The following is a 21586-nucleotide window of genomic DNA, read 5'->3' on the forward strand; positions in this document are numbered from 1 at the left end:
CAGTTTTCAAGGTACTACCTGCTGCTTCTTTAAAACAGCTTTTTTATTTTCCCAGATTCAGTCCCTTTTGTCAAGCACTTTTTTCTGGTACCTTTTCGCCGTCTTCCCTGACAGCGTTTATTATCTTACTAAAACAGCTCGCTTTTGTCAACTGCTTTTGCTCGATATATGTTGAACTTGTTATTTGTCATAACTTGCTCAGACACAAGTAATACCTTACTCTTTTTGTATTCATTCGTCAAATTAATCATTTTGTTCGTTATTTAAGTAAAATTGATTTCAAATTAGTTTTCACTAATACCTGTCAGACCATTTTTTTGATTTTTAGACTAGACCAATTAAGCAATTATTCGTAATTTAGTCATTTTTGACACTTCTATTAACAAAAATTTAGATAAAAAAATTTCGCAAGTTTATTCAACCTGCGAAATCATAGCAAAGTGCTACTCATTAAATCAAAGTTTCTTCCTTAGTAATCTTTGTCATTCCATTCATATAAGGAACCAAAACTTCTGGTACGGTAACTGTTCCATCTTCATTTTGATAATTTTCTAAAATTGCGGCAACAGTTCTACCGACAGCTAATCCGGAGCCATTGAGAGTATGAGCTAAATGCAGTTTGCCATCATCATCACGATAGCGAATTTGCGCACGACGAGCTTGAAAGTCAGTACAATTTGAGCAACTGGAAATTTCACGATACTTATCTTGAGCCGGCATCCAAACTTCCAAATCATAAGTTTTAGCACTGGTAAAGCTGGCATCCCCAGTAGACAAAGCTACCACATGATATGGCAAGTCAAGTTTTTGCAACAAGTGCTCAGCATTATGAGTCAGTTTCTCTAATTCATCCCAAGAATCTTCCTGCTTGCAAATTTTAACCATTTCAACTTTTCTAAACTCATGCATTCTAATCAATCCGCGAGTATCACGACCAGCCGAACCAGCTTCACTTCTAAATGCTGGGGACAATGCAGTTACATTGATTGGCAGCTTATCGCAATGAATAATTTCGTCACGGAAATAGTTAACAAGCGGAACTTCAGCAGTAGGAATCAAAGTTAAATCACGAGGCTTGTCAGGATTGTCGTTATCGACAATGGTGTACACATCTTCCCGGAATTTAGGAAATTGTCCAGTGCCCTGCATTGATTCATCGTTAACTAAATATGGCGGAATTATTTCGGTGTAGCCTTCTTTAGTGTTTTCATCTAAGAAAAAGTTAAAAACAGCCCGCTCAAGTAAAGCACCAGCACCTTTATAATAGACAAAACGAGCACCAGAAACTTTAGCTCCTCTGTCCCAATCCAAAATATCAAGATCAGTACCAATATCCCAGTGTGCCTTAGGCTTAAAGGCTAACTTAGTTGGTTCATGCCACTTGCGAATTTCTTCATTATAGCTTTCATCAGGTCCGATTGGATCAGAATCGTCCGGGAAATTAGGCAGTCTTAACAAGATGTAATCTTGCTTTTCAGTCAATTCAGCAACTTTATCATCAAGTTCCTTAATTTCCTGTCCTACTTCACGCATTTTTTGAACTGCAGCAGAAGCATCTTCTTTGTTTCTTTTAATTTCCGCAATTTTCTTTGAAACTGTATTGCGTTCAGCTTTTAGCTGCTCACTGCGATTCAATTCTTCACGCCGATCGGCATCAATTTTAACCAGTTCATCAAGCTCTTCCGGCTTAACGCCTCGTCTGCCAAGCTTATCCTTGGCCCAGTCAAGATTCTCGCGAATCACCTTTATATCCAGCATCTTTTTACCTCCACAAAAAAAGCCAACTCATCCCACAAGATTGGGACGAATTGGCTCATACATGGCTTCGCGGTACCACCCAGTTTCAGCTAATACTTAGCTGCACTTCATTAAATCGGCGATAACGATGCCGCGTGCCGTGTAATTATTAATTACCCACATTAATGGAATCTGGAAACGACATCTATTCGCTTGCACCAAGATGCGAACTCTCTGAATCAGTCTGAGGATTCCGTGTTTGGATATTATTTTAAGCTATTATGCTTTTTTTAGCAAACAATATTTAATGTTTTTATAATTATTTTTAAAAAAATATTTTCTCAAATTTAAATCACTTTTCTCTTTTAAGCCAGTCTGCCTTTTTCAGCAAAAAATAATCTTCCTGATATTGAAATAGTGTACTTACCATACTCATATCAACTGAATAAATGTATTTAAAGCCAAGTCGAGTAAGTAAACTTTGTGAGCGAAAATTATTTTTAAAAGTTCCGGCCCAAATTTCAGATTGATTGAGCTTTTTAAATGCATAATTTAAAAGTAAATTTAAGGCTTCAGTCATATAACCTTGACCAGAAAATTTTTTATCAAGTAAAAAACCAATTTCCTTGGTATGTAATAATTCTTCTTCGCTTGTCCCTCTATTATATAGTTCAGCTAAGCCAATTAATTGCTGGGTATTTTTAAGACAAATTGCATAACTATACTTTCTTGCGGCATACTTTCCTGCAGCAACCTCAGCTTCCGCCAGATTGTGATAATGTTCGAAACCAGCTAAACGCCGATAATATTGGTCTTGTCCCCATTTTAGCAAAGTAGGTGCATCCGATAGTTTAAAAGGACGCAAATAAATTCGGCTGTCCATTAATGACCAGTCAATCTAAGCAGCCAGTCCATGCCAAATTCCAGTGCAAAACTGTATGCTGCAATAGTCCAGGGTTTACCCAATATGATAATCCAAAAATAGGTCCAAAACTTCATATCAGTTAAACCTGCCAAAAGACATAAAACATCATCGGGTGCCATTGGAGCCACAATGCAGATTGCAAAAAACCAGTTGAATTTCCGCTGGTTTTTAGTCCACTTCATATATTTATCAAGAGTTTTTTCAGAGACAATATGAAGAATAAAAGGTCTGCCGTAAAAACGTGCTAAAAAGAAGTCAATAATTGATCCAATACAAATTCCCACGTAGTTGTAAATAAAACCAGCTACAGGTCCAAAGAAAATAACTCCACCCAAAAGTGAAACGCCACCAGGAATAATAGGAATAACAACCTGAATTATCTGAATCAAAACAAAAATAATCGGTCCGATTATTTTCTTGTCAGCCAAATATGCTTTCATTTTGGCTTGACTGGTAAATATTCCCAATCTATACCAATATATACATAATAAAATGATAATTATCCCGCTGACAACGGTCAAGATATTAATCAGTCTTCGACTAGCTTTAGCAGACAGATGCATAGCTTACCTCCAATGTTAAGCCTAATTTTACCAAAAAATAAGCATACTGATTACTTTTTAAGTCATTAAATAATAATAATTAAAATTTTTTAATTATTTTTTCTTAAAGTAAAAACTAATTGGGTTTTTAGCAAAAACCGACCTTTAATTACATTATAATAGATATTAAAAATACAATTTTTGGGAGGAAAATCGGATGGCAGAAATTATCAATGATGTCACTTATGATGAACAAAGAAAACTTAAAGCAGATATTTATAAGCCGGACAAAGTCGGTTTTGGTGACAAAATATTGCTGTTTTGGCATGGTGGTGGCTGGTTTCGGGGAGATAAAAACAGTATTAAAGACTTATGTCAAAAAATTTCTGATAAAGGTTTTACTGTTTTTGCACCTAACTATTCTCTTGCTCCACAGCATACTTTTCCAGCCGCACACCAAGACAGTATTAACTTTGTTAAATGGCTAATGCAAAGCGATTATGTAATTAATAAAAAAGTTGACATTACTCAAATTGGTGCCAGCAGTGGTGGCACCATGGCACTAAATATTGCAGGCAAGTATGGTTTCCCAACAGTGACATGGTCTGCTCCTGTCAGTTATTCTGCTTGGATGAAAGACCACCAGAACGTCACGCCTGCAGTTGATGGTCACAAAGAACTAGGCTTGAGAAACCAACATGATATTAACAACGCTTTTTATAAATATTTTACTTTAGCATATGCAGGCTCTGAAGATGAAATGGTGTTAAAAAGGATTGACGCAGATTCATATGATTACAGCAATCTACAACAATTATTAATGATCAATTCTGCAGACGAGTTGGCACCTATTAGATATTTACTTAATTTTATTGACTTTTTGGCTCAAAATAATCACGCTGTAGACCTTAAACTAATAGCGGGTAATCGGCATGCAATGACTTATGCTGCTCAGTATTTAGAGGAATCATTAACTTATCTTTTAAATGCAATAAAATAAATCTTTATTTTTACTTACTAATTATTAGTAAAATATTCTATATGTGCTATAATGATTAATGAAAACGGTTTATATTGATTTTGAGAAAAATCTATCCTGATTAAAATTTAAGGAGATAATATTATGGCTAAATATCAATCTATTAATCCATATACTAATGAAACTTTTGCCAGCTATGACAATCCTACAGCTGAACAAATTGAAGACGCTTTAAACTTGACTGATGCACTTTACCACAAGTGGCGTAATGAAGGCCCTGAAACCCGAACAGCAACATTACACAAAGTTGCAGACGGTTTACGCGAGCATAAAAAAGAAATGGCAGAAATCATGACTCATGAGATGGGTAAAATGATTGGAGAATCTGAAGGTGAAGTCGATCTTTGTGTATCTATTTGCGATTACTTTGCCGACAAAGGTCCTGAATTGTTAAAACCAGAACCAATTGATTCCAAATTAGGCGATGCATATTACTTAAAGCAGGCAACTGGCGTAATCATGGCCTGTGAGCCATGGAATTTTCCTCTTTATCAAGTAATCAGGGTATTTGCTCCAAACTTTATTGTTGGTAATCCTATTATTTTGAAGCATGCCCACAATGTTCCAGGCTCTGCAGCTTTGATTGCTAAAATTATTAAACAAGCAGGTGCTCCTGAGGGAAGTTTGATTAATATGTATCCAAGCTATGACCAACTTGATCAAATGATTGCCGATCCTAGAATTCAGGGCGTAGCATTGACTGGTTCAGAGCGCGGTGGTTCTTCAGTTGCTGAAAACGCTGGTAAAAACCTGAAGAAATCTACTATGGAGCTTGGTGGTAATGATGCGTTCATTATTCTTGATGACGCTGATCCTGAAGTCTTAAAGCAGGCGCTTAGTTCAGCCAGAACTTATAATGACGGACAGGTATGTACTTCTTCCAAACGCATTATTGTTGTTAAGTCTCGCTACGAAGAAACATTGCATGAATTAAAAGAGGTCTTTTCTAGTTTGAAGCCTGGAGATCCACTTGACCCAAGTACTACCTTGCCGCCAATGAATTCACAGAACGCAAAGGAAAAACTAACTAAACAATTAGATAGTGCCCTTGTGGGAGGAGCAAAAATTTTCTACCAATATCCTGAAATTGATTCAGATGGTGCATTCTTCCGTCCAACTATTCTAACCAATGTTGATCGTGATAATCCGGCATTTGACCAGGAATTCTTTGGTCCAGTTGCTACTGTTTACGAAGTCGAAGATGAAGACGCCGCTATTGCTTTAGCAAACGATTCTAGTTATGGTTTGGGTTCCTCTGTTATCAGTTCCAACATTAAACGTGCTCAAAATGTAGCTGCACAAATTGAAACTGGTATGAGCGTAATCAACGGCACATGGATTAGTTCCGGTGAATTACCATTCGGTGGTATCAAGAAGTCTGGCTATGGCCGTGAACTTAGTGATTTAGGTTTGATGGCATTCGTAAACCAGCACTTAGTAATTTCAATGCCAACCAAATAACTTATCTTTAAGATATAAATTAAAAAGCTGATAAACTGCGTCACTAAATAAGAACGTTGATCTATCAGCTTTTTATTTTTATTATTGCTTTTGCCGGTGACGAAATAAATTATACCCTGTCAGTCCAGTCGTCATCACGCTAGCTAAAATTAAGAAATAAGTTGAAGCGCCAATTGAAACTGCGTATAAAAGCAGTTGACTGGTAATGCTGTGTAAAATACCATGATTAGACAGTGTACTATTAGACATTCTATAAATAATGTAAATTAGAAAAATAGTTTCAATCAAAGAAAGTAAAAATGCGATCAACCTGCTTTTTTTAGTATCTCTCAACGTGTGATAAATGATAAATAGCGGAATCAAAACAATTATTAACCATATTACGCAAAGTAAGACACCTGAAAGCAGTGTGGCATTTGAAGAAAAAAGTCTGCCAGCAAGTCCGAAGACAACCCTGGTAATTGACATTTTTTGCCCGTAAGTCATGTCTAAAACAGATGCACCAGATCCAGTAAATAAAACTATCAGGTTTATTACTGCCACCAAAACAACTAGAAGCTGCACATAGGTAAAATGCTTCTTTACCTGAACATTTTCTTTATATTTTATACCCTTCTGGGCTAATCTGCTTTTCGATTTAACTTTTTCTTTCGATTCAGCCACATCATTGAACATGTTAGAACCCAATTGATTAATTTTTTGTGTTAAGCGCTCATCCACGGTATAACGATCAATTTTTTCTTGACGACTGCAAACAATGTAAAGCCAGACAAGCAATGCAAAAAAGCAAATCCAACCAAAGCTGCGGGAAAAACTCATGAGAATTAGTAAAGCAATTCCCAATAGAAAAACAATCATACTATTAACATGAATCCATTGCAGCATTCGCTCGATAACCGAATTTTGCTTTTTCGGATAAAATTCTTGCCGGTATACCTTGCGACTGGCTATTTTTTTACCGGCTTCTTCATCTTCATAGTTTGCCTTTTGATGTTGGTCAGTGAAAAAGGTCTCACGGTATTTTTGTAAATCAAAATGGCAGTTAGGACAGGTAACATCCGCATCGTTAATGGGACGGCCACAGTTTGGACAAGTAGTCATAAGAAACTTCCTTTAATCAATAATTATTAATAGCTTAATCATAAAACAAAAATAGCGATAAGGAAAACTCTTTATCACTATTTTAATACAGCTTTTTATTGTAAATTTTGAATTTGCTCCTTAACCCGCTTTATTTCAGAAATTGAAGTCTGGGAATCAAGCATTAATTGATCAAGCTTGAACTTGAGCAATTCTAATTCATTATCATTGCTTTTTCTAGACCTTTTCTTTTGGGATGCGGAAGTTATTAAGCATCTGTCCTTAATTTGCCATTTTACAGCTTCAAGTTGCTTGATAAATGCCCGATCGTGCGATACGAGAATCATGGCAAAGGGATAAGCAGTGACAAATTCGGCTAAGGCATTAACCGATGCAATATCTAAAAAGTTAGTCGGTTCATCCAGCAGCAATAAATTATATTGACCTGTAAGTATCTTAGCTAAGTTGAAACACACGAGCTGCCCACCACTAAGATCACTTATTTTATGCTGTCCGTATTGACGTAAATGTAGATCACCTAAAACCTGCATAGTCGAACTATCATCAAATATACTGGTAGCAAAAAGAGAATCTAGCAGGGTTTTATCAGTTTGGCTAGTAATAATATTCTGGTTAAAATAACCTATTTTCAATTTAGAATTATAAAAACCGGTTAACTGTCTATTCTTGATTTTTTTCAGAAAAACAGTCTTGCCAACACCGTTTTGCCCAGTTAAAACTACTTTTGAGCTATAAGTAAGATTTGCTTCCTGAGTAATGCTAAACAACTCTTGACCATATGCATTAACCTGCTGTTTCTCCAGCCTTAATGCCTTGCTTTTAGGAGAAATCGATAAATCAGTTATTGCATTGTTGCCATTTTTTAAGGTAATCGCATGATGCATTTGTGGCTTCTTTATTTCTGCTTTTTCCTTATTGATGCGGTTAGCAAGATTCTTACTTGCTCTTATAACATTATTTACAGTTTTTTGTTTTCCCATTGACTTTGACCGCCAATCAGATGAAGAAAGTCCCTTTTTGTTGTGAGAGAAAGTTCTGGCCTTATTAAAATGCAGATTATAACTTCTCTTTAACTGATCAAGGTGCTTTTTCTTTTGCTCATAAGTCGTTTCTGCCCGTTTTCGCTGATCTTCGCTAAAGCTGCGAAACTCTTCATAAGTCCCTGAGAAATTGTGTACTTCTTTATTTTGAATATACCAGATTGAATCACAAACTTTGTTCAAAAAATTCTGGTCATGACTAATAATTAAACAGGCAATTTTGCTTTTACTTATTAACTTTATTAACCATTGTTGCTGGGTAATATCCAAATTAGAAGTGGGTTCGTCCAAAAGCAGCAAACCGTTAGGCATATTTTTTAATTGGGTAACGGCATTATTGAGAGCCAATTTTTCCCTTTGTCCACCGCTCTTATCCCCAGCATCAAGCAATTGTGAAACATAAGCAAAATTACAATTGCTGGCAACCGTACCTTTAATAGTAAATGAATCTGTTAATTTTTCTTGAGCAAGTATTTGCATTAAAGTTGTTTTACCGGCACCATTGTTGCCAATTAAGCCAATTTTTTGCCCAGCATTGATGCTCAAATTTGAGACAGTCAGCAGTTTAGAAGCTGCCACGCCAATTTGTAAATAATCTATTTTAATTAATTCCACTTATAAAACCTCAACGTGTACACATAATACACTAAATAAGCTGCAATTCATTGAATTGCAAAAATTACTCTATCTGCTAAAGTGATGCGCTCTACGTTAGGTTCAAAATTAAAAAAGTGGTTAATTATTTAAAACTTTAACGAGAGCTTACTGATTATTTACTTGTCTTGACATTCCAGTATTCCTTACTTTCTACTTAAAATTTAATTAAAAATATTATACTATAATAAATCAAATTTTGTAAACCTGTCAGAAAACATATTTCACTAACAAAAAAGCTGAAACTCTCTAAATGAGAATTTCAACCTTTTAATTAAGTTCAATTAATTTTTAGCACGCTTATTCTTGTGCCAATGGACACCTTCATAGGTCAACTTGACAGCAGCAGACAAAGTGATTGGCATAATAAAGACCAAGATTATCAGTCCAATAATCACTGCCAAGGCCACTTCAATCAGAGTTGGAATCCCTGAAGGGATTAGCGCAGCGAAAGTACCACCTAAAATGATAGCAGCTGAAACTACAACTGTGCCGATAATGCCACAGGCTTTGAGCATTCTTTGACTTGGCTTACCGTCTTCAAGTTCACGATAGCGGGTCATTAAGAAGATACTGTAGTCAACGCCCAGGGCAATTAACATGATGAAGCCAAAGAACGGTGTGTTCCAGGTCAGCATAGATTTGCCTAATGCAGCTTTTACTACCCATTCTGTAATTGATAATGAACAGAAGTAGGCAATCAAAAGAGTACCCAAGATATAAACTGGTTGTAAAAGTGAACGAGTTACAAAAATGAGGGCAATTCCAATACCAATCAACATTATGGCAGCAGTTCTAATAAAGTCTCTGTTGGCAATATCTTTGATGTCAGCAATGTTAGAACTCTCTCCGCCCATTGCTACTGTAGCCTTTTTGAGCCTGGTTCCTGCTAAGGACTTCTTAGCCATCAAACTCAGATCCTGCGCCTTCTTGGTTGCTTTAAGACTACTTGGATTTGACTTAAAGACAATCATAAGCATTGCTGACTTCTTATCAGGACTCAGGTAATTTTTAATTGAGGTTTGGAAAGTATCGTTTTTAATAAATTCCTTCGGAATATAGAAAGTATCTGCGGCTGAGGAACTAGCTAAACCATTAAGATAAGCTGCACCTTGACCAAGTCCACTATTAACTTCATCTACCCCATTGGTAATCTTAGGTGTACTTGAAGCCAATTTCCCTGCCCCAGTATTTAGCTGACCAACACTGGAATTCAATTGGCCAATGCCTGAGCTTAATTGACCAGTACTGGAATTAACTTGACCAATACCTGAGCTTAATTGACCTGCACTGGAATTAAGTTGACCAATGCCGCCATTTAGAGTAGAAGCACCACTATTTAATTGACCAGAAGCAGTAGTCAATCTGCCGACACCAGATTGAAGCTGACCCATTTGGCCAGATACATCTGGCATTGAAGCAGAGGCTTCTGCCCATGATTTTTCTAAAGCAGCACCAGCAGCTTGCATGGCAGCCAACTTCTGTTGCTGAGTTAAACCGGGTATACTATTAATACTCTTTGATAGGTTAGCTTTATAGCTCTTTTCTAAAGCAGCCTTAGTATTTTTCTGCGCATTTGCGATACCAGCACTGCCACTTGCCAATTGAGAATTCAACTGGTTAAGGCCACTGGTCATTTGCTGGGTTCCGCTCTGCAGACGACTTGCACCACCTTGTAGTTGACCAGTACCATTTTGCAAACGGCTGGCACCATTTTGCAGCTTACCAGTACCAGCTTGCAATTTGCTTGCGCCATCTTGGAGTTGACTAGTACCATTTTGCAACTGGCTTGTTCCATCAGCCAACTGACTTGCACCCGCAGTAACTTTTTTGCTTGCCTTACTCAATTTACCTAAACCTGCACGTGCTTGATCAACACCTTGGTTGACAGTATTTAACTGGTTATTGACGTAAAGCTGATCAATGCTTTCACCATAAGGCTGAGTTACAGAAGTGACAAAAGCCACATCTCCAGATGCCTGGAGTTGTCTGGTTAATTGATCAATTAACCGCAAATCTGCTTCATTATCAAGTTTATGGTTACTCTTAATATAAAGTGTTGAAGGTTCAGCCATCCCTTTTGAAAAGTGATCTTCGACAACGAGCATCCCTGCTTTAGCTGAAGCACTATTATCAATCTCATCAGTGTCATCATAATTCAAGTGACCAGTATACATAAGACCAAAAGGAAGCACAACCACAGCTAATACAATTAAGTAAATAATTGGGTGAGCAAGTGTCGCTTTGGAAATACCATGCCATAATTTATCTTCATGCTCACCGGTAAACTTCTTCACTGGCCAGAACATTTTTTCTCCCAAAACAGCCATGAAGAAAGGATTGAGTGTCAGCAGCACTATTAATAAAACAGCTACGCCGACAGCAACACCAACTGCTGAGCGATAAATTGAAAAGTTAGCTAAACTTAGTGCCGAAAATCCAATTAATATTGAAGAACCGGAATACAGAATGGTTTTACCAGCGACTTTTAAAGCACTATTCATCGCCTCATAGCGATTCATTCCTTTACCGAGGTCTTCTTTGAACTTGTCATACAAGAGGATGTTATAGTCTGTTCCGATACCAAACAACACGATAATCATAAAGACTTGTGTAAAGTTAGAAAACGGGAAGTTCTGGTATTTAACTAAGTTAGTAACAATCGCAAACGATGTAATAAAGGAAACCCCTACAGTCAGCAATGAAATCAGGGGCACAATTGGTGACCTGAAGACAATCACTAACACGATGAAAATAAAGATAACGGTAATTACTTCTGTTTTCTTAATTCCCTCTTGAATAGCATTTGAGAAAGCATTTTGTAAAACATCAGCACCAGTAACGTAAGTTCTGATGCCGGCAGTTTTGACTGCTTTATTCAACTCAGACTCAACATCATTAACCGGTCCGTGCTTTTTAGCCACATTCAACTGCATTATCCAGGTTGTATTATCCTTTGACTGCAGCTTTTTCTTAGTAGCAATATTATCATCTGGGCCTAAAATCATTTTAATGCCGTATTGATCCTGATCATTTTTCAATCTGTCAATAGTTTCATTAATGGCATTCTTATCATCAGAAGTCAGTTTGCCTTTTTGCTTATTAAAGACCACTGCAATCTGATAGGTATTTTTTTGTTTAGGACCCCAATCATTTTGGATTGATTTTGCAACTTCACTTTGAACGTCAGACGGTAAGGAAATATTTGAGTGCTCACGGGTTAACCCTGTAACGTCCGGCAAAGCCACAACAGAAATGATTAAAATTAAAATCCATGCAATTAACGAGAAAATATGATTTTTTACTAGTTTATGCACTCTGATTTTCCTTTCTATTTTTTTGCAATAATTTCTTAGGCTGAACCAATTGAATAATTAATTCATGATAACCTTGGTCAGCCTCTTCACTAGTTTCTTCTTTAAAAGAATCAGATACATCTAAAAAAACGTATCCTAGTACTGCCCCAATTAAGGAATGGAGCGAAACCGTGCTGTCACTTTTCAAATTTAGTTTATCAGCCAAAGCTATTATCTTTAAAATTTCCTGAGTAATAGCATCGTCTTTTTGGTATTCGTTCAGATGGTAGAGAATACTAATTAATGCAGGATCGTCCAAAATAAAGTTACGGACAATATCCGCAAATTTAAGTAAAGCCTCTTCACCCGAAATTCCGATCAAATTATCAACTAATTTTTTACCTAAAATTTTAATTCTGCTTGCACCGACAAGCGACAACAATTGCTTTCGACCTGAAACATAATGGTAAAGTGACTGTGAACGAACGCCTAACTCTTTTGCTAGGTTCGGCAGAGTGGTCGCGGAAAGTCCCTTTCGTCCAATCAGCTCCGTCGCCTTCGCAATCACCTTATCCAAATCAAGGTTTCTTTTTCTAACCAATTTCACCCCTCCTTCTGACAGCATACTGAATAATATATCACTACAACATGAAGAATACAATCTACATGCTGTAAATTATTTTATATTAATAAAAAAGCCCTAAAACATGGATTTTATTAGGGCCAAAAATTTAAGATTTGGTAAAGTATACGTCAAAAATGTTATTTAAAAAAGCTGTTGACTGCCTTTCCCAGTTTAACAAATTCATGGTCATTATTGCTCCAAACGCTGATGCAATAAGCATTACCATTAGACTGGACAAGTGCAACATTGGCTTTACTATCCCCAATAGCATAAATTAAGCCCTTGCTATTACGGATAATCTTAGGCTTAGTTTTGTTAGCATTCAGTGCTCCTAAAACTTGATTGGAATATTGTCTGCTTAAAATCTGATCATGGTATAGACTCACCATAATTTTATTCAAATCATTTGCAGTAGTATAACCTGCTGGTTTAGCTGAAAATTTTCCTTTAATGGCGGTATCTTCAGCGCCAGTTCTTCTGATAATTGAGTTGACTTTTGCAGGCTTAACTACGCGCAACAAAGCGTTGGCCGCAGTTTTGTCACCTTGCATCATTAATTGCTTCAAATAAGTTGCATTATATGCAATTCCTTTTTGAAGTACCTTTTCACCTTTAACGTGATCTGCTTTTTTAATTTTGACAGCTTTATTTATATTTAACTTCCCTTGTTGTTCTTGATAAGTTAAAGCAACAAGTAAAAATAAGCGACTAATAGTATTTACACCATGTCTTTGGCTAGTGTTAGAAACACGGGCAAATTTATTATTATTGAGATCTTGAACACAAACTTGATAGCTCTGATCCTTTCCCATCACCTGTACAATTTTTTCTGCCCATTTTTTCTCACTGCCGGAAGCAATTTTAATGTGATTTGGATACTCCACAGTCGCAACTTTTGGTTCACGGGCAGAGTTTTTTCCTTTTTTATTTTTGACAACTTGTTCCTGTCCTTGACCCACAATTTTCAGGCTGCTGTTCTCTACTTTTTTAAGATTGACAGAATAGAGCATAAAAGCAATAAGTGCTGTGATTAATGAGCCTATCAAAACTTTATTTTTCATTTATTTGCCTCAGTTTAAAAGAAGTGATGTCGTTTCATTAGCACAATCAACCATACCATCAAAAAGATCGTTATTACAGTAATAGCAATCCAGTCAGACGAGCTGTGTCCAACCGGGAGGCTGACGTTCATACCATAAAAGCCGGTTAAAATTGTGGGAATGGTTAAAACCAAAGACCAGACTGTAAGGAACTTCATCGTATCATTTAGATTATTGTTCATCATGTTATTAGAAGTTGCAGACAAAGTTTGGGTTACCTGTTGCGAAATTTTTACCATTTCTGCAGATTGATTTGATTCAATTAAAACATCATCCAGTCGTTCACGTCCAGGCTTTGTGAAGTTCAACTGAGACATTTTTAAACTGTGCAACATCATTAGGTTGGTCTGAATTGAGCTAGACAAATACACCAGACTTTTCTCAATATTGGACAGCTCTACTAAGTCCTTGTTATTAATGTCACCAGAAAGTTTTTGATCTAAACTATTGCGTTCCGCATCAAGCTGAGTAACAGCTCGCTGGAAATACTGCGATGAATATAGTAAAAACTTCATTAAAAGTTCAGTAACATCCTGTGCCATTGATAGCTCTCTTCTCGTAGCAGCATCATTAAACTCATCAAACACATAGCTGGTCGATTGAGTATGAAAGGTAAAGATGTTTTGCCCAGATATTAAAAAAGTTACTGGATGGGCTGTAAAATGCTTGATGGTTTTAGTTGGCCAAATAGGTACATCATAAACCAGCAAATTGATATGCGTATGCGTATCATAATCATAGTGGGGTCGTTCATGTCGGTCTGAAATATAGGTAATCATGTCAGGAGTAAAATGAAAATCTATTTGCAGCTTATTACTGTCTTCTTCACTCAAATTGCTGATATCATACCATTTATAATTAGTTTCTACTGGAAACTTTTGTTCTTTGATCACGTTTTCACCCCTGGCCACTGTATTTAGCTGGCGTAGCTACCAGCTTTTATATGCCAATATTATCTTACCATTGAAGAGAAAAACGACAAATAAAAAAACAGGTCAAGACCTGTTTTTTTAATTTTTATCACATTTCTATTGTTTCCAAGCGGCATCAAATTTATTTTTACCTGTTGTAATGGCTTTTTCAACATTACGGTTCTTTTGTGCGGCAGATAAGATTGACTGCATAATTGGGGTTAATTGACTAAATGTAGCACTAGAGTCCTTAATTACAGGAACACTGTAAAGTGAATTGGCATTAAGAATGTCTTCCAATTTGGCAGGCAGTTTAAAGTCTTTATTCGACTTATATTCATCAGACTTTGTGGCACTATCACTAACCGGAATATAGCCGGTTTCTTTAGCCCACTTAATTTGACTATCTTTAGAAGAAAGATATTTCATAAATTTGAAAGCAGCAGCTTTCTGCATCGCACTGGCATGGCTGAACATATAAATGTCGGTTCCCTGTGACATTGTATATTTGCTTGGCCGAGCTGCAACTTCATAGTTGAAGCCTTTCTTAGCTGCCTGTTTGATCCATGTTTCAGTTGATGAAGATGTAACAAACATTGCCAATTTTTTGTTAGTAAACGGAATGTACAAGTATTTATCAGAACCTGGCATTCTAAAGTAACCTGCTTTTTCCCCGTCGATAAAGTAATTGAGCAACTTTCTGGATTTAGCACCAGTAAAGTCAATTTTACTGGAGAAATTTTCACCTTGGTTTTTCATACCCAAAACGTAGTAGTTATCAAGATCATCAAAGCCTGCACCAACTACTTGATGGTTACTCTTTTGATAAATAGTCTGTGCAGCCTTCTTAACCTCGACCATTGTTGCAGGAACTTTGGTAATGCCATATTCCTTAAACATCTTTGGGTTATAAATTAAAACTTCAATTGACTTGTTAAAAGGAATACCGTATTGGGTGCCCTTAATTTGCGCACCATTTAGCATGTCTTCCTTAATACCAGATGCTGAGGCACTGCCCCAGCCTACATTTTTGTCATTAATGTATGGTTTAAGGTCAACCAACATCTTATTTTTAGCAGCACTTTCAAGCCAACCCGGGTAAGCCTGAGTGATTGTTGGTAAATTTTTAGGTGATTGCAGAGTCGAAGTTATTTTTGACTGCAAGTTATCGTAATCACCCTGTTGTTCAAGCTTGATTTTTATTTTAGGATTTTTATTTTCAAAATCCTGAACTAAACTTTTCAGTGTTTTTTCCTGAGAACCCTGCATCCCATGCCAAAAAACAACTGTAGTTTTTTGAGTTACTTTTGGTATTTTAGAACTTGAGGATGATGAACTGTTGCTTTTTGAACAAGCTGCAGTTCCAATTAATGCCAAGCCGGCTGCCGCAACAGCTGCCAGCTTTTTACCGAAATTCATGATATCTTTTTTCCTCCAAAATTTTTTAAGTGCTCAATAGTGATAGTTTGAGCATTAATACTCATTTATTGTATAGCAAATAATGCAAGATTACAATAAATTTAGACACAAAAATTCGGCTTTATTTGTATATTTTACTTTATTTGTCATTATAGTTAGCTACATTCCGAACATTTTCCAGATGACCTTTATTTTGTTCCATTTTGGGTATAAAAAGAGCTTGTCATAATAGGCAAGCTCTTTAATAAAAATTGCTATTTAGTTTTTATTGCTTCCAAGCAGCATCAAATTTTGCTTTGCCCGCTTTAATAGCGTCATCAACATTTTGCTTCTTTTGAGCAGCAGCTAAAATATTTTGCATAACTGGATTCAAATTGCCGTATGCAGCACCAGCATTTTTGATAATTGGCACACTGTATAAGTTTGCCATTGCATCTTCAAGTTTGGCTGGCAATTTAAGCTTTTTAGTTTCTTTGTATTCAGCAGAATCAGCAGCACTTTGGTTAACAGGAATGTAACCAGTAGCATTTGCCCATTCAAGTTGACTTGCTTTTGAGGTCAAGAACTTAATGTAAGTAAATGCTGCAGATTTTTGGTCAGCTGAAGCATGCTTGAACATGTAAATGTCAGTACCTTGTGACATAGTGTATTTACCCGGACGAGGTGCAACATCGTAAGTGAACTTGTTGCCTACACCTTGTTTAACAAAGCCTTCACCAGCAGAAGTACCAATGTACATTGCTACCTTTTGGTTAGCAAATGGTCCAGATAAATAGTGTTCTGAACCAGCTACTCTGAAGTAACCATCTTTGATTCCATCTGCATAAAAATTAATAACTTTCTTTGAAGTGTCGCCGGCAAAGTCAATTTTACTTGAGAAGTCAACGCCTTCGTTCTTCATGCCTAAAGTGTAGTAGTTCGATAATGAGTCAAAACCAGCGCCAACGACTTTATGATTACTCTTTTTGTAGATGATTTGTGAATCTTTCTTCAATTCATCCATTGTTGCAGGGGCTTTTTTAATACCATATTTCTTTAACAAGTCTGCGTTATAAGTCAAAACTTCAATTGATTTGTTAAAAGGAATACCATATTGTTTGCCATTAATCTTAGCACCATCGAGAAGTGCACTCTTGATATTAGAAGCTTCACTGCTGCCCCAACCAACTTCTTTACTATTAATGTATGGCTTTAAATCAACCAGCATGTTTTTGTTGGCAGCATTAAAGAGCCAGTCAGGATATGCCTGAGTAATAGTTGGCAAGTTATTAGGCGATTGCAAAGTTGAATTAATTTTGGCTTGTAAGTCATTATAAGCACCTTGATTCTCCAACTTGACTTTGATTTTAGGATTTTTGCTTTCAAATTCCTGTGTCAATTTTTTCAAAGTCGATTGTTGCACACCTGTCATACCATGCCAAAAAACAATATTGGTTGTCTTTTTGACTTTGGCAATTTTTTCTGAACTTGAAGATGAGGAAGAATTAGAATTGCTTCCGCCATTTGAACAAGCTGCAGTACCAACAAGAGTTAAACCAACAGCAAACGCAGCGGCTAACTTTTTACTAAACTTCATTTGGTTAAACCTCCCAAATATAAAAACTAAACAACATTTTTTGATTAATCAAAACGCAATTGTTTGGTTACGTTTTGGTAAAATCCTGTTACCATAAGGGTTTTCCACCAGCTCCGGATGCAATGTGTGCACGGGAATAAGTGTTGGTGGTTGAACCCAAGCAATAATTTGTTTTAGTTCCTGCTCGTCAGCGTGACCAGAACAACGCAACGCCTGAACTTCAATATTTTGCCCAGCAAGCTTTTGCATAAAAAGCTTGTATGCTGGGTCAAAATCTCCTAATGGCTCTGCATTAGAGTGAATATACAAACCACCTTTTTGCAAGTGGTCGAAATCAGCAACTGCTTGCCAGAGGAATTCGTGATCATCATTTAGCAGATCATCGTAATGAACAGCTAGTTCCGGTTTCAGATCAACGAATTTCTGCTCCCCTGGCAAGTAATAATAAGGAAAATCTTGATTTAAACTTTCCTTGAGCAAATGAGCTCTTGCAGCATGCAAAACAACTTTACGCGGTGAATCAGAAATAATGCGCAATAGTCGCTCAACGTTGGTGGGATAAGTATTGAAAGTAATTTGCCGTTTGGGATTGTCATTTTGCAACTGTACAAATTTGGCAGTCAATTCATCCTCATTTTTAGGACCAGTAAATTCTTCGCTATTTTCCTTATGCTTTTCTTCTGGCCAAGAAAATCCGGTTGCTTCAGTAATTAAAACATCACAGTCTTTGGCTGCTGCTAAAAATTTTTTAACCCAGTCAGGATGATACCCATGCAGACGAATATCGCCAGTATAGGCAATTGCCAAATCCGGTGTTTTAACGATCAGACCAGTAGCACCATAAGCATCGTGGTCGCTGGGCCACACCGTCATCGTTATATCGCCCACTTCTATTGGTTTTTGATACTCTGCTGCGATAATTGGGCGTGTATAACTTGCTTCATGATTTGCAGCCGGCAGCAGAAAGTCTCCTTTTTCATTTAAAGCAGGCAGCATCTTAGCTGTTATCGGCCCTGCATACAAAGGTATTTCTGGAGCCAAGAAATTCATGGCTTTGCTGTGATCAAGGTGCAGGTGGGACATGTAAGCTGCAGCATGCTCCCACCGGTCATGATCAAGTGGCTGGCCAGTTAATTCGGGATCATAAAAGTTTGGTACATCACCAATCAGTTCATTTTGCACTAAAGTCTGATATTTCTCGTCTGGCAAATTGAGCTCAGGTCGGTAAACTTCACCCAAATCAAATAAAATGTGCGATTTGTGACATGCCACCTCAATCATTGGTCCACCAATAGTATTTAAACCATTGTAAAACGTGATGGTGGTTCTATCCTTTAAGGTCATTGCGAACCACCCCCTTGATAATCTGTTTTCTAAAGATTAAGTACAAGATTAAAATTGGTAAAACAGTCAGGGTAGCAGCAGCCAGTTGCAATTGCGTTTCACTACCGGCATCGGATGCAAAGGCAGATAAACCATTGTTTAGTAAACGCATGGTATCTTCATTTGTAACCAGCAACGGCCAGAGAAACGAATTCCAGCCAGAGATGAAACTTAAAAGACCAACTGTAAACAAGCCGCCTTTTGACATCGGTACTAAAATTTTCCAAATATAGTCCCAATCGCTGGCACCATCAATCATAGCTGCTTTATAAATCGTGTCTGAGATTGAACCAAAATAACTTTGTAAATAGTACATGTAGAAAATCGAAGTCAAGAATGGCAAAACCAATCCTACATAAGTGTTAAGCAATCCCATATGTGCAATCGTATTGTAATTAGTAAAAATAATTGCTTCACCAGGAACCATTAATAATGACAAAAGCACCATTTGAATTAAACCCTTGCCCTTAAAGCGCAGGTTAACCATGGCAAAAGCGCCAAGCAATGAATTAAAAAGACTGACAAGCGTGGTGATGCTGGCCGTTAAAACCGTGTTGAAGAAGTAGCGACCAAAAGGAGCACGAGCGAATACTTTGGCGTAGTTAGACCACTCAAAATGATGCGGAATTAATGTTGGCGGAATAGAAGTTGTTTCCTGAAAGCTCATCAAACCGCCTAAAATCATGTAAATGAATGGGAAAACAGTAATGATGGCAAAGATAAATAAAATAATGTAACTGAATAAAACTCCTAGCCGAATTCGTTTCATTTAATTCTCTCCTATCTTCTTCATCATTTTCCGTTGCAAGAATGTCGCAAACAGAATAATCAGGAACAAAATTACCGTTGCAGCCATCGCAACTCCTGGAGTGCCGACAATTTGGAACTTATTGTAAATGTAGAACACGGCGGTTGTTCCCGAATTGCCCACTCCGGCTTGCCCGTTAAAGAGTGCGTAAACAGAAGTATAGATTTTAAAGGCTCCAATCACATTCATTGTCAGCAAGAAAGCAATAGTAGGAACCAGCTCTGGCATAGTAATGCGCCAAAACTTATCCCGACCGCTAGCACCATACATATCAGCAATTGTATAAAAATTCGGATCAATATTACGCAGTGCCCCCATTAATATGACAATGTTAAAAGCCAGTGACGACCAAATACCAAAGAGAATAATGGTAGTTAAAGACATTGCTGGGTCATCAATCCAGTCAGGAGCTGGCAGATGCAAACATCTAAGCAAAAAGTTCAGCATCCCGTAATCACCATTAAAGATATAACGAAAAACAATTCCTATGGCAATTGTTGAAGTAACATATGGCATGAAAAACGTTGTTTCAAAGAATGACTTATGCTTTACCTTGTCAAAAATTATCCATGCCAGCATAATTGAAATAATTAAGCCGATTGGTACTGAAATAATTGCGTAGAGAACCGTATTCTTGATAGCCAGCCAAAATTCTGGATCATTGAAAATATACTGATAATTGCTTAAACCATTCCAGTGTAAGTCAATTAAGGAACCACCCTGAAAGCTCATGCCAAATGCACGCAAAATAGGATAAATACTAAACAGAGTGACAAAAATAATAGTTGGTGCTAAAAAAAGCCAAGCCTTCTTTTGATTTGTCTTCATTAGTAAACTCGCTCTCCTTCAGGTGTAAAAAGAAATACCCGATTAAATCGCATTTTAAGTTTAACTTGATCGCCTCTCTTAATTGGAGTTTCAAGGTTAATTAGTGAACGAATCTGCTCATTATCAAATGTAAATTTCAGAATACGTTCACGTCCAATTAATTCAATATCATCCACCGTGGTCTCAAAAAGACCATCAGGGTCAGGAACAATATTTTCGGGTCGAATAGACAAGATATACTCACCGTCTGGTAAATCTCGTTTAAAACGAGACTGCTCCAGATCAGCAAGATCTATCGTAAATTGACTTGACTTTAATTCATTTGCAGTTTTAGTTATTTTAAAATTATCAATTACTGGATTGCCGACGAAATTGGCTACAAAATAATTATTAGGTTCTAAATAAAAGTTTTGGCCTAAATCATCTTGTTGTATAACACCATCATTAAAGAGGATGATTTTATCACCAATAGACAATGCTTCTTCCTGGTCATGAGTGACAAAAAGCGTGGTAATGCCAACAGATTTGACTAATGAACGAATTTCCTCACGAATCTTTAAACGCAATCTGGCATCCAAATTGCTCAAAGGTTCATCCATGAGCAGAATTTGAGGTTCTTGTACCAAAGCACGAGCAATTGCCACCCTTTGTTGCTGACCACCAGATAAATTGCCCGGCTTTTGATCAGCCAGTTCAGTAATCTGCGTTAATTCCATGTATTTGGTGGCAATCTTTTTGGCTTCTGCTTTAGGCTTTTTGTTAGCCCCTACAATCAGCGGAAACATTACGTTTTGCAAAACAGTCATATGAGGATATAATGCATAGTTTTGAAAAACATAGCCAATATGGCGATCCTTAGGTGCAACTTTTACCACCGACTTGCCATTAAATAAAATATCTCCTTCTGTGGGATTCAATAGGCCAGCCAGTATATTTAAAATAGTTGTCTTTCCACAGCCAGATGGCCCTAATAAACACACCAAATCTCCCTTTTTAACAGAAAAGCTGACATTTTTTATAGCTTCATGACCATTGTCATAAACTTTTCGCAGGTTTTTCACTTCAACAAATTTATTGTTATCCATTAAATCGCACCACTATAATCTTTATTTTTCATTTTTACTCTCTTAATTTTATGATA

Annotated in this window: 17 protein-coding genes; 2 read left to right on the top strand and 15 right to left on the bottom strand. The window is 36.9% G+C overall.

What is annotated here, in order from left to right; all coding sequences use genetic code 11:
* Positions 1-450 precede the first annotated feature (450 nt).
* From serS to LACWKB10_RS03380, 3 genes are all read right to left on the bottom strand, one after another.
* On the bottom strand, positions 451-1758 hold the full coding sequence (gene serS / locus LACWKB10_RS03370; protein WP_034978769.1) for a serine--tRNA ligase: 1308 nt from the start codon (positions 1756-1758) through the stop codon (positions 451-453).
* Positions 1759-2089: 331 nt separating this feature from the next.
* Positions 2090-2620, bottom strand: a complete 531-nt coding sequence (locus LACWKB10_RS03375) for a GNAT family N-acetyltransferase (RefSeq protein ID WP_034978771.1) — start codon at positions 2618-2620, stop codon at positions 2090-2092.
* Positions 2620-3225 carry a TVP38/TMEM64 family protein gene (locus LACWKB10_RS03380; RefSeq protein WP_034978773.1) on the bottom strand — a complete coding sequence of 202 codons (606 nt, stop codon included), beginning with the start codon at positions 3223-3225 and terminating at the stop codon, positions 2620-2622. Before LACWKB10_RS03380 ends, LACWKB10_RS03375 begins: the two co-directional genes overlap by 1 nt.
* Before the next feature lie 196 nt (positions 3226-3421).
* Here LACWKB10_RS03380 and LACWKB10_RS03385 point away from each other — a divergent pair, with 196 nt between their 5' ends.
* Together LACWKB10_RS03385 and LACWKB10_RS03390 are read left to right on the top strand one after the other, a co-directional pair.
* The gene (locus LACWKB10_RS03385) at positions 3422-4204 is read left to right on the top strand and encodes an alpha/beta hydrolase (RefSeq protein ID WP_034978776.1); all 783 of its coding nucleotides are present in this window, start codon (positions 3422-3424) and stop codon (positions 4202-4204) included.
* A 123-nt stretch (positions 4205-4327) separates the two neighbouring features.
* The gene (locus tag LACWKB10_RS03390; RefSeq protein WP_034978778.1) at positions 4328-5704 is read left to right on the top strand and encodes an NAD-dependent succinate-semialdehyde dehydrogenase; all 1377 of its coding nucleotides are present in this window, start codon (positions 4328-4330) and stop codon (positions 5702-5704) included.
* Between the two features lie 81 nt (positions 5705-5785).
* Here the strand turns inward: LACWKB10_RS03390 and LACWKB10_RS03395 are convergent, their stop codons facing one another.
* The 12 genes from LACWKB10_RS03395 to LACWKB10_RS03450 all read right to left on the bottom strand — a co-directional run bounded on the left by LACWKB10_RS03395 (position 5786) and on the right by LACWKB10_RS03450 (position 21530).
* Positions 5786-6805, bottom strand: a complete 1020-nt coding sequence (locus LACWKB10_RS03395) for a zinc ribbon domain-containing protein (protein WP_034978780.1) — start codon at positions 6803-6805, stop codon at positions 5786-5788.
* A gap of 95 nt (positions 6806-6900) precedes the next feature.
* Positions 6901-8460 (bottom strand): ATP-binding cassette domain-containing protein, encoded by a 1560-nt coding sequence (locus LACWKB10_RS03400; protein ID WP_034978782.1) that lies wholly within the window; start codon positions 8458-8460, stop codon positions 6901-6903.
* Positions 8461-8783: 323 nt separating this feature from the next.
* Positions 8784-11816: an MMPL family transporter gene (locus LACWKB10_RS03405; RefSeq protein WP_034978784.1), complete on the bottom strand. Its 3033-nt coding sequence runs from the start codon at positions 11814-11816 to the stop codon at positions 8784-8786.
* Positions 11809-12396, bottom strand: coding sequence for a TetR/AcrR family transcriptional regulator (locus LACWKB10_RS03410; RefSeq protein ID WP_034978786.1), 588 nt, complete (start codon positions 12394-12396; stop codon positions 11809-11811). The genes LACWKB10_RS03405 and LACWKB10_RS03410 overlap by 8 nt, the downstream gene beginning before the upstream one ends.
* Positions 12397-12557: 161 nt before the next feature.
* Complete coding sequence (locus LACWKB10_RS03415; protein ID WP_034978788.1) at positions 12558-13481, bottom strand: serine hydrolase; 924 nt, start codon at positions 13479-13481, stop codon at positions 12558-12560.
* A gap of 14 nt (positions 13482-13495) precedes the next feature.
* Positions 13496-14413 (bottom strand): magnesium transporter CorA family protein, encoded by a 918-nt coding sequence (locus LACWKB10_RS03420; protein WP_034978790.1) that lies wholly within the window; start codon positions 14411-14413, stop codon positions 13496-13498.
* Between the two features lie 135 nt (positions 14414-14548).
* Positions 14549-15850: an extracellular solute-binding protein gene (locus LACWKB10_RS03425; RefSeq protein WP_034978791.1), complete on the bottom strand. Its 1302-nt coding sequence runs from the start codon at positions 15848-15850 to the stop codon at positions 14549-14551.
* A gap of 265 nt (positions 15851-16115) precedes the next feature.
* On the bottom strand, positions 16116-17426 hold the full coding sequence (locus tag LACWKB10_RS03430) for an extracellular solute-binding protein (protein ID WP_034978794.1): 1311 nt from the start codon (positions 17424-17426) through the stop codon (positions 16116-16118).
* 48 nt (positions 17427-17474) lie between these two features.
* Positions 17475-18770 (bottom strand): MBL fold metallo-hydrolase, encoded by a 1296-nt coding sequence (locus LACWKB10_RS03435; protein WP_034978796.1) that lies wholly within the window; start codon positions 18768-18770, stop codon positions 17475-17477.
* On the bottom strand, positions 18754-19578 hold the full coding sequence (locus LACWKB10_RS03440) for a carbohydrate ABC transporter permease (protein ID WP_034978798.1): 825 nt from the start codon (positions 19576-19578) through the stop codon (positions 18754-18756). Before LACWKB10_RS03440 ends, LACWKB10_RS03435 begins: the two co-directional genes overlap by 17 nt.
* Positions 19579-20445 carry a carbohydrate ABC transporter permease gene (locus LACWKB10_RS03445; protein ID WP_034978800.1) on the bottom strand — a complete coding sequence of 289 codons (867 nt, stop codon included), beginning with the start codon at positions 20443-20445 and terminating at the stop codon, positions 19579-19581.
* Positions 20445-21530 (bottom strand): ABC transporter ATP-binding protein, encoded by a 1086-nt coding sequence (locus tag LACWKB10_RS03450; RefSeq protein ID WP_034978802.1) that lies wholly within the window; start codon positions 21528-21530, stop codon positions 20445-20447. The genes LACWKB10_RS03445 and LACWKB10_RS03450 overlap by 1 nt, the downstream gene beginning before the upstream one ends.
* Positions 21531-21586 lie beyond the last annotated feature (56 nt).

The organism is Lactobacillus sp. wkB10, from assembly GCF_000760615.1.
Classification (GTDB): Bacteria; Bacillota; Bacilli; order Lactobacillales; family Lactobacillaceae; genus Lactobacillus; species Lactobacillus huangpiensis.

What these genes read in the sequence shown, in the direction of transcription:
- LACWKB10_RS03395 (WP_034978780.1), bottom strand. Translation starts at nt 6,805, where the DNA reads ATGACTACTTGTCCAAACTGTGGCCGTCCCATTAACGATGCGGATGTT.
- LACWKB10_RS03385 (WP_034978776.1), top strand. Translation starts at nt 3,422, where the DNA reads ATGGCAGAAATTATCAATGATGTCACTTATGATGAACAAAGAAAACTT.
- LACWKB10_RS03440 (WP_034978798.1), bottom strand. Translation starts at nt 19,578, where the DNA reads ATGAAACGAATTCGGCTAGGAGTTTTATTCAGTTACATTATTTTATTT.
- LACWKB10_RS03430 (WP_034978794.1), bottom strand. Translation starts at nt 17,426, where the DNA reads ATGAAGTTTAGTAAAAAGTTAGCCGCTGCGTTTGCTGTTGGTTTAACT.
- LACWKB10_RS03445 (WP_034978800.1), bottom strand. Translation starts at nt 20,445, where the DNA reads ATGAAGACAAATCAAAAGAAGGCTTGGCTTTTTTTAGCACCAACTATT.
- LACWKB10_RS03390 (WP_034978778.1), top strand. Translation starts at nt 4,328, where the DNA reads ATGGCTAAATATCAATCTATTAATCCATATACTAATGAAACTTTTGCC.
- serS (WP_034978769.1), bottom strand. Translation starts at nt 1,758, where the DNA reads ATGCTGGATATAAAGGTGATTCGCGAGAATCTTGACTGGGCCAAGGAT.
- LACWKB10_RS03450 (WP_034978802.1), bottom strand. Translation starts at nt 21,530, where the DNA reads ATGGATAACAATAAATTTGTTGAAGTGAAAAACCTGCGAAAAGTTTAT.
- LACWKB10_RS03375 (WP_034978771.1), bottom strand. Translation starts at nt 2,620, where the DNA reads ATGGACAGCCGAATTTATTTGCGTCCTTTTAAACTATCGGATGCACCT.
- LACWKB10_RS03415 (WP_034978788.1), bottom strand. Translation starts at nt 13,481, where the DNA reads ATGAAAAATAAAGTTTTGATAGGCTCATTAATCACAGCACTTATTGCT.
- LACWKB10_RS03435 (WP_034978796.1), bottom strand. Translation starts at nt 18,770, where the DNA reads ATGACCTTAAAGGATAGAACCACCATCACGTTTTACAATGGTTTAAAT.
- LACWKB10_RS03425 (WP_034978791.1), bottom strand. Translation starts at nt 15,850, where the DNA reads ATGAATTTCGGTAAAAAGCTGGCAGCTGTTGCGGCAGCCGGCTTGGCA.
- LACWKB10_RS03380 (WP_034978773.1), bottom strand. Translation starts at nt 3,225, where the DNA reads ATGCATCTGTCTGCTAAAGCTAGTCGAAGACTGATTAATATCTTGACC.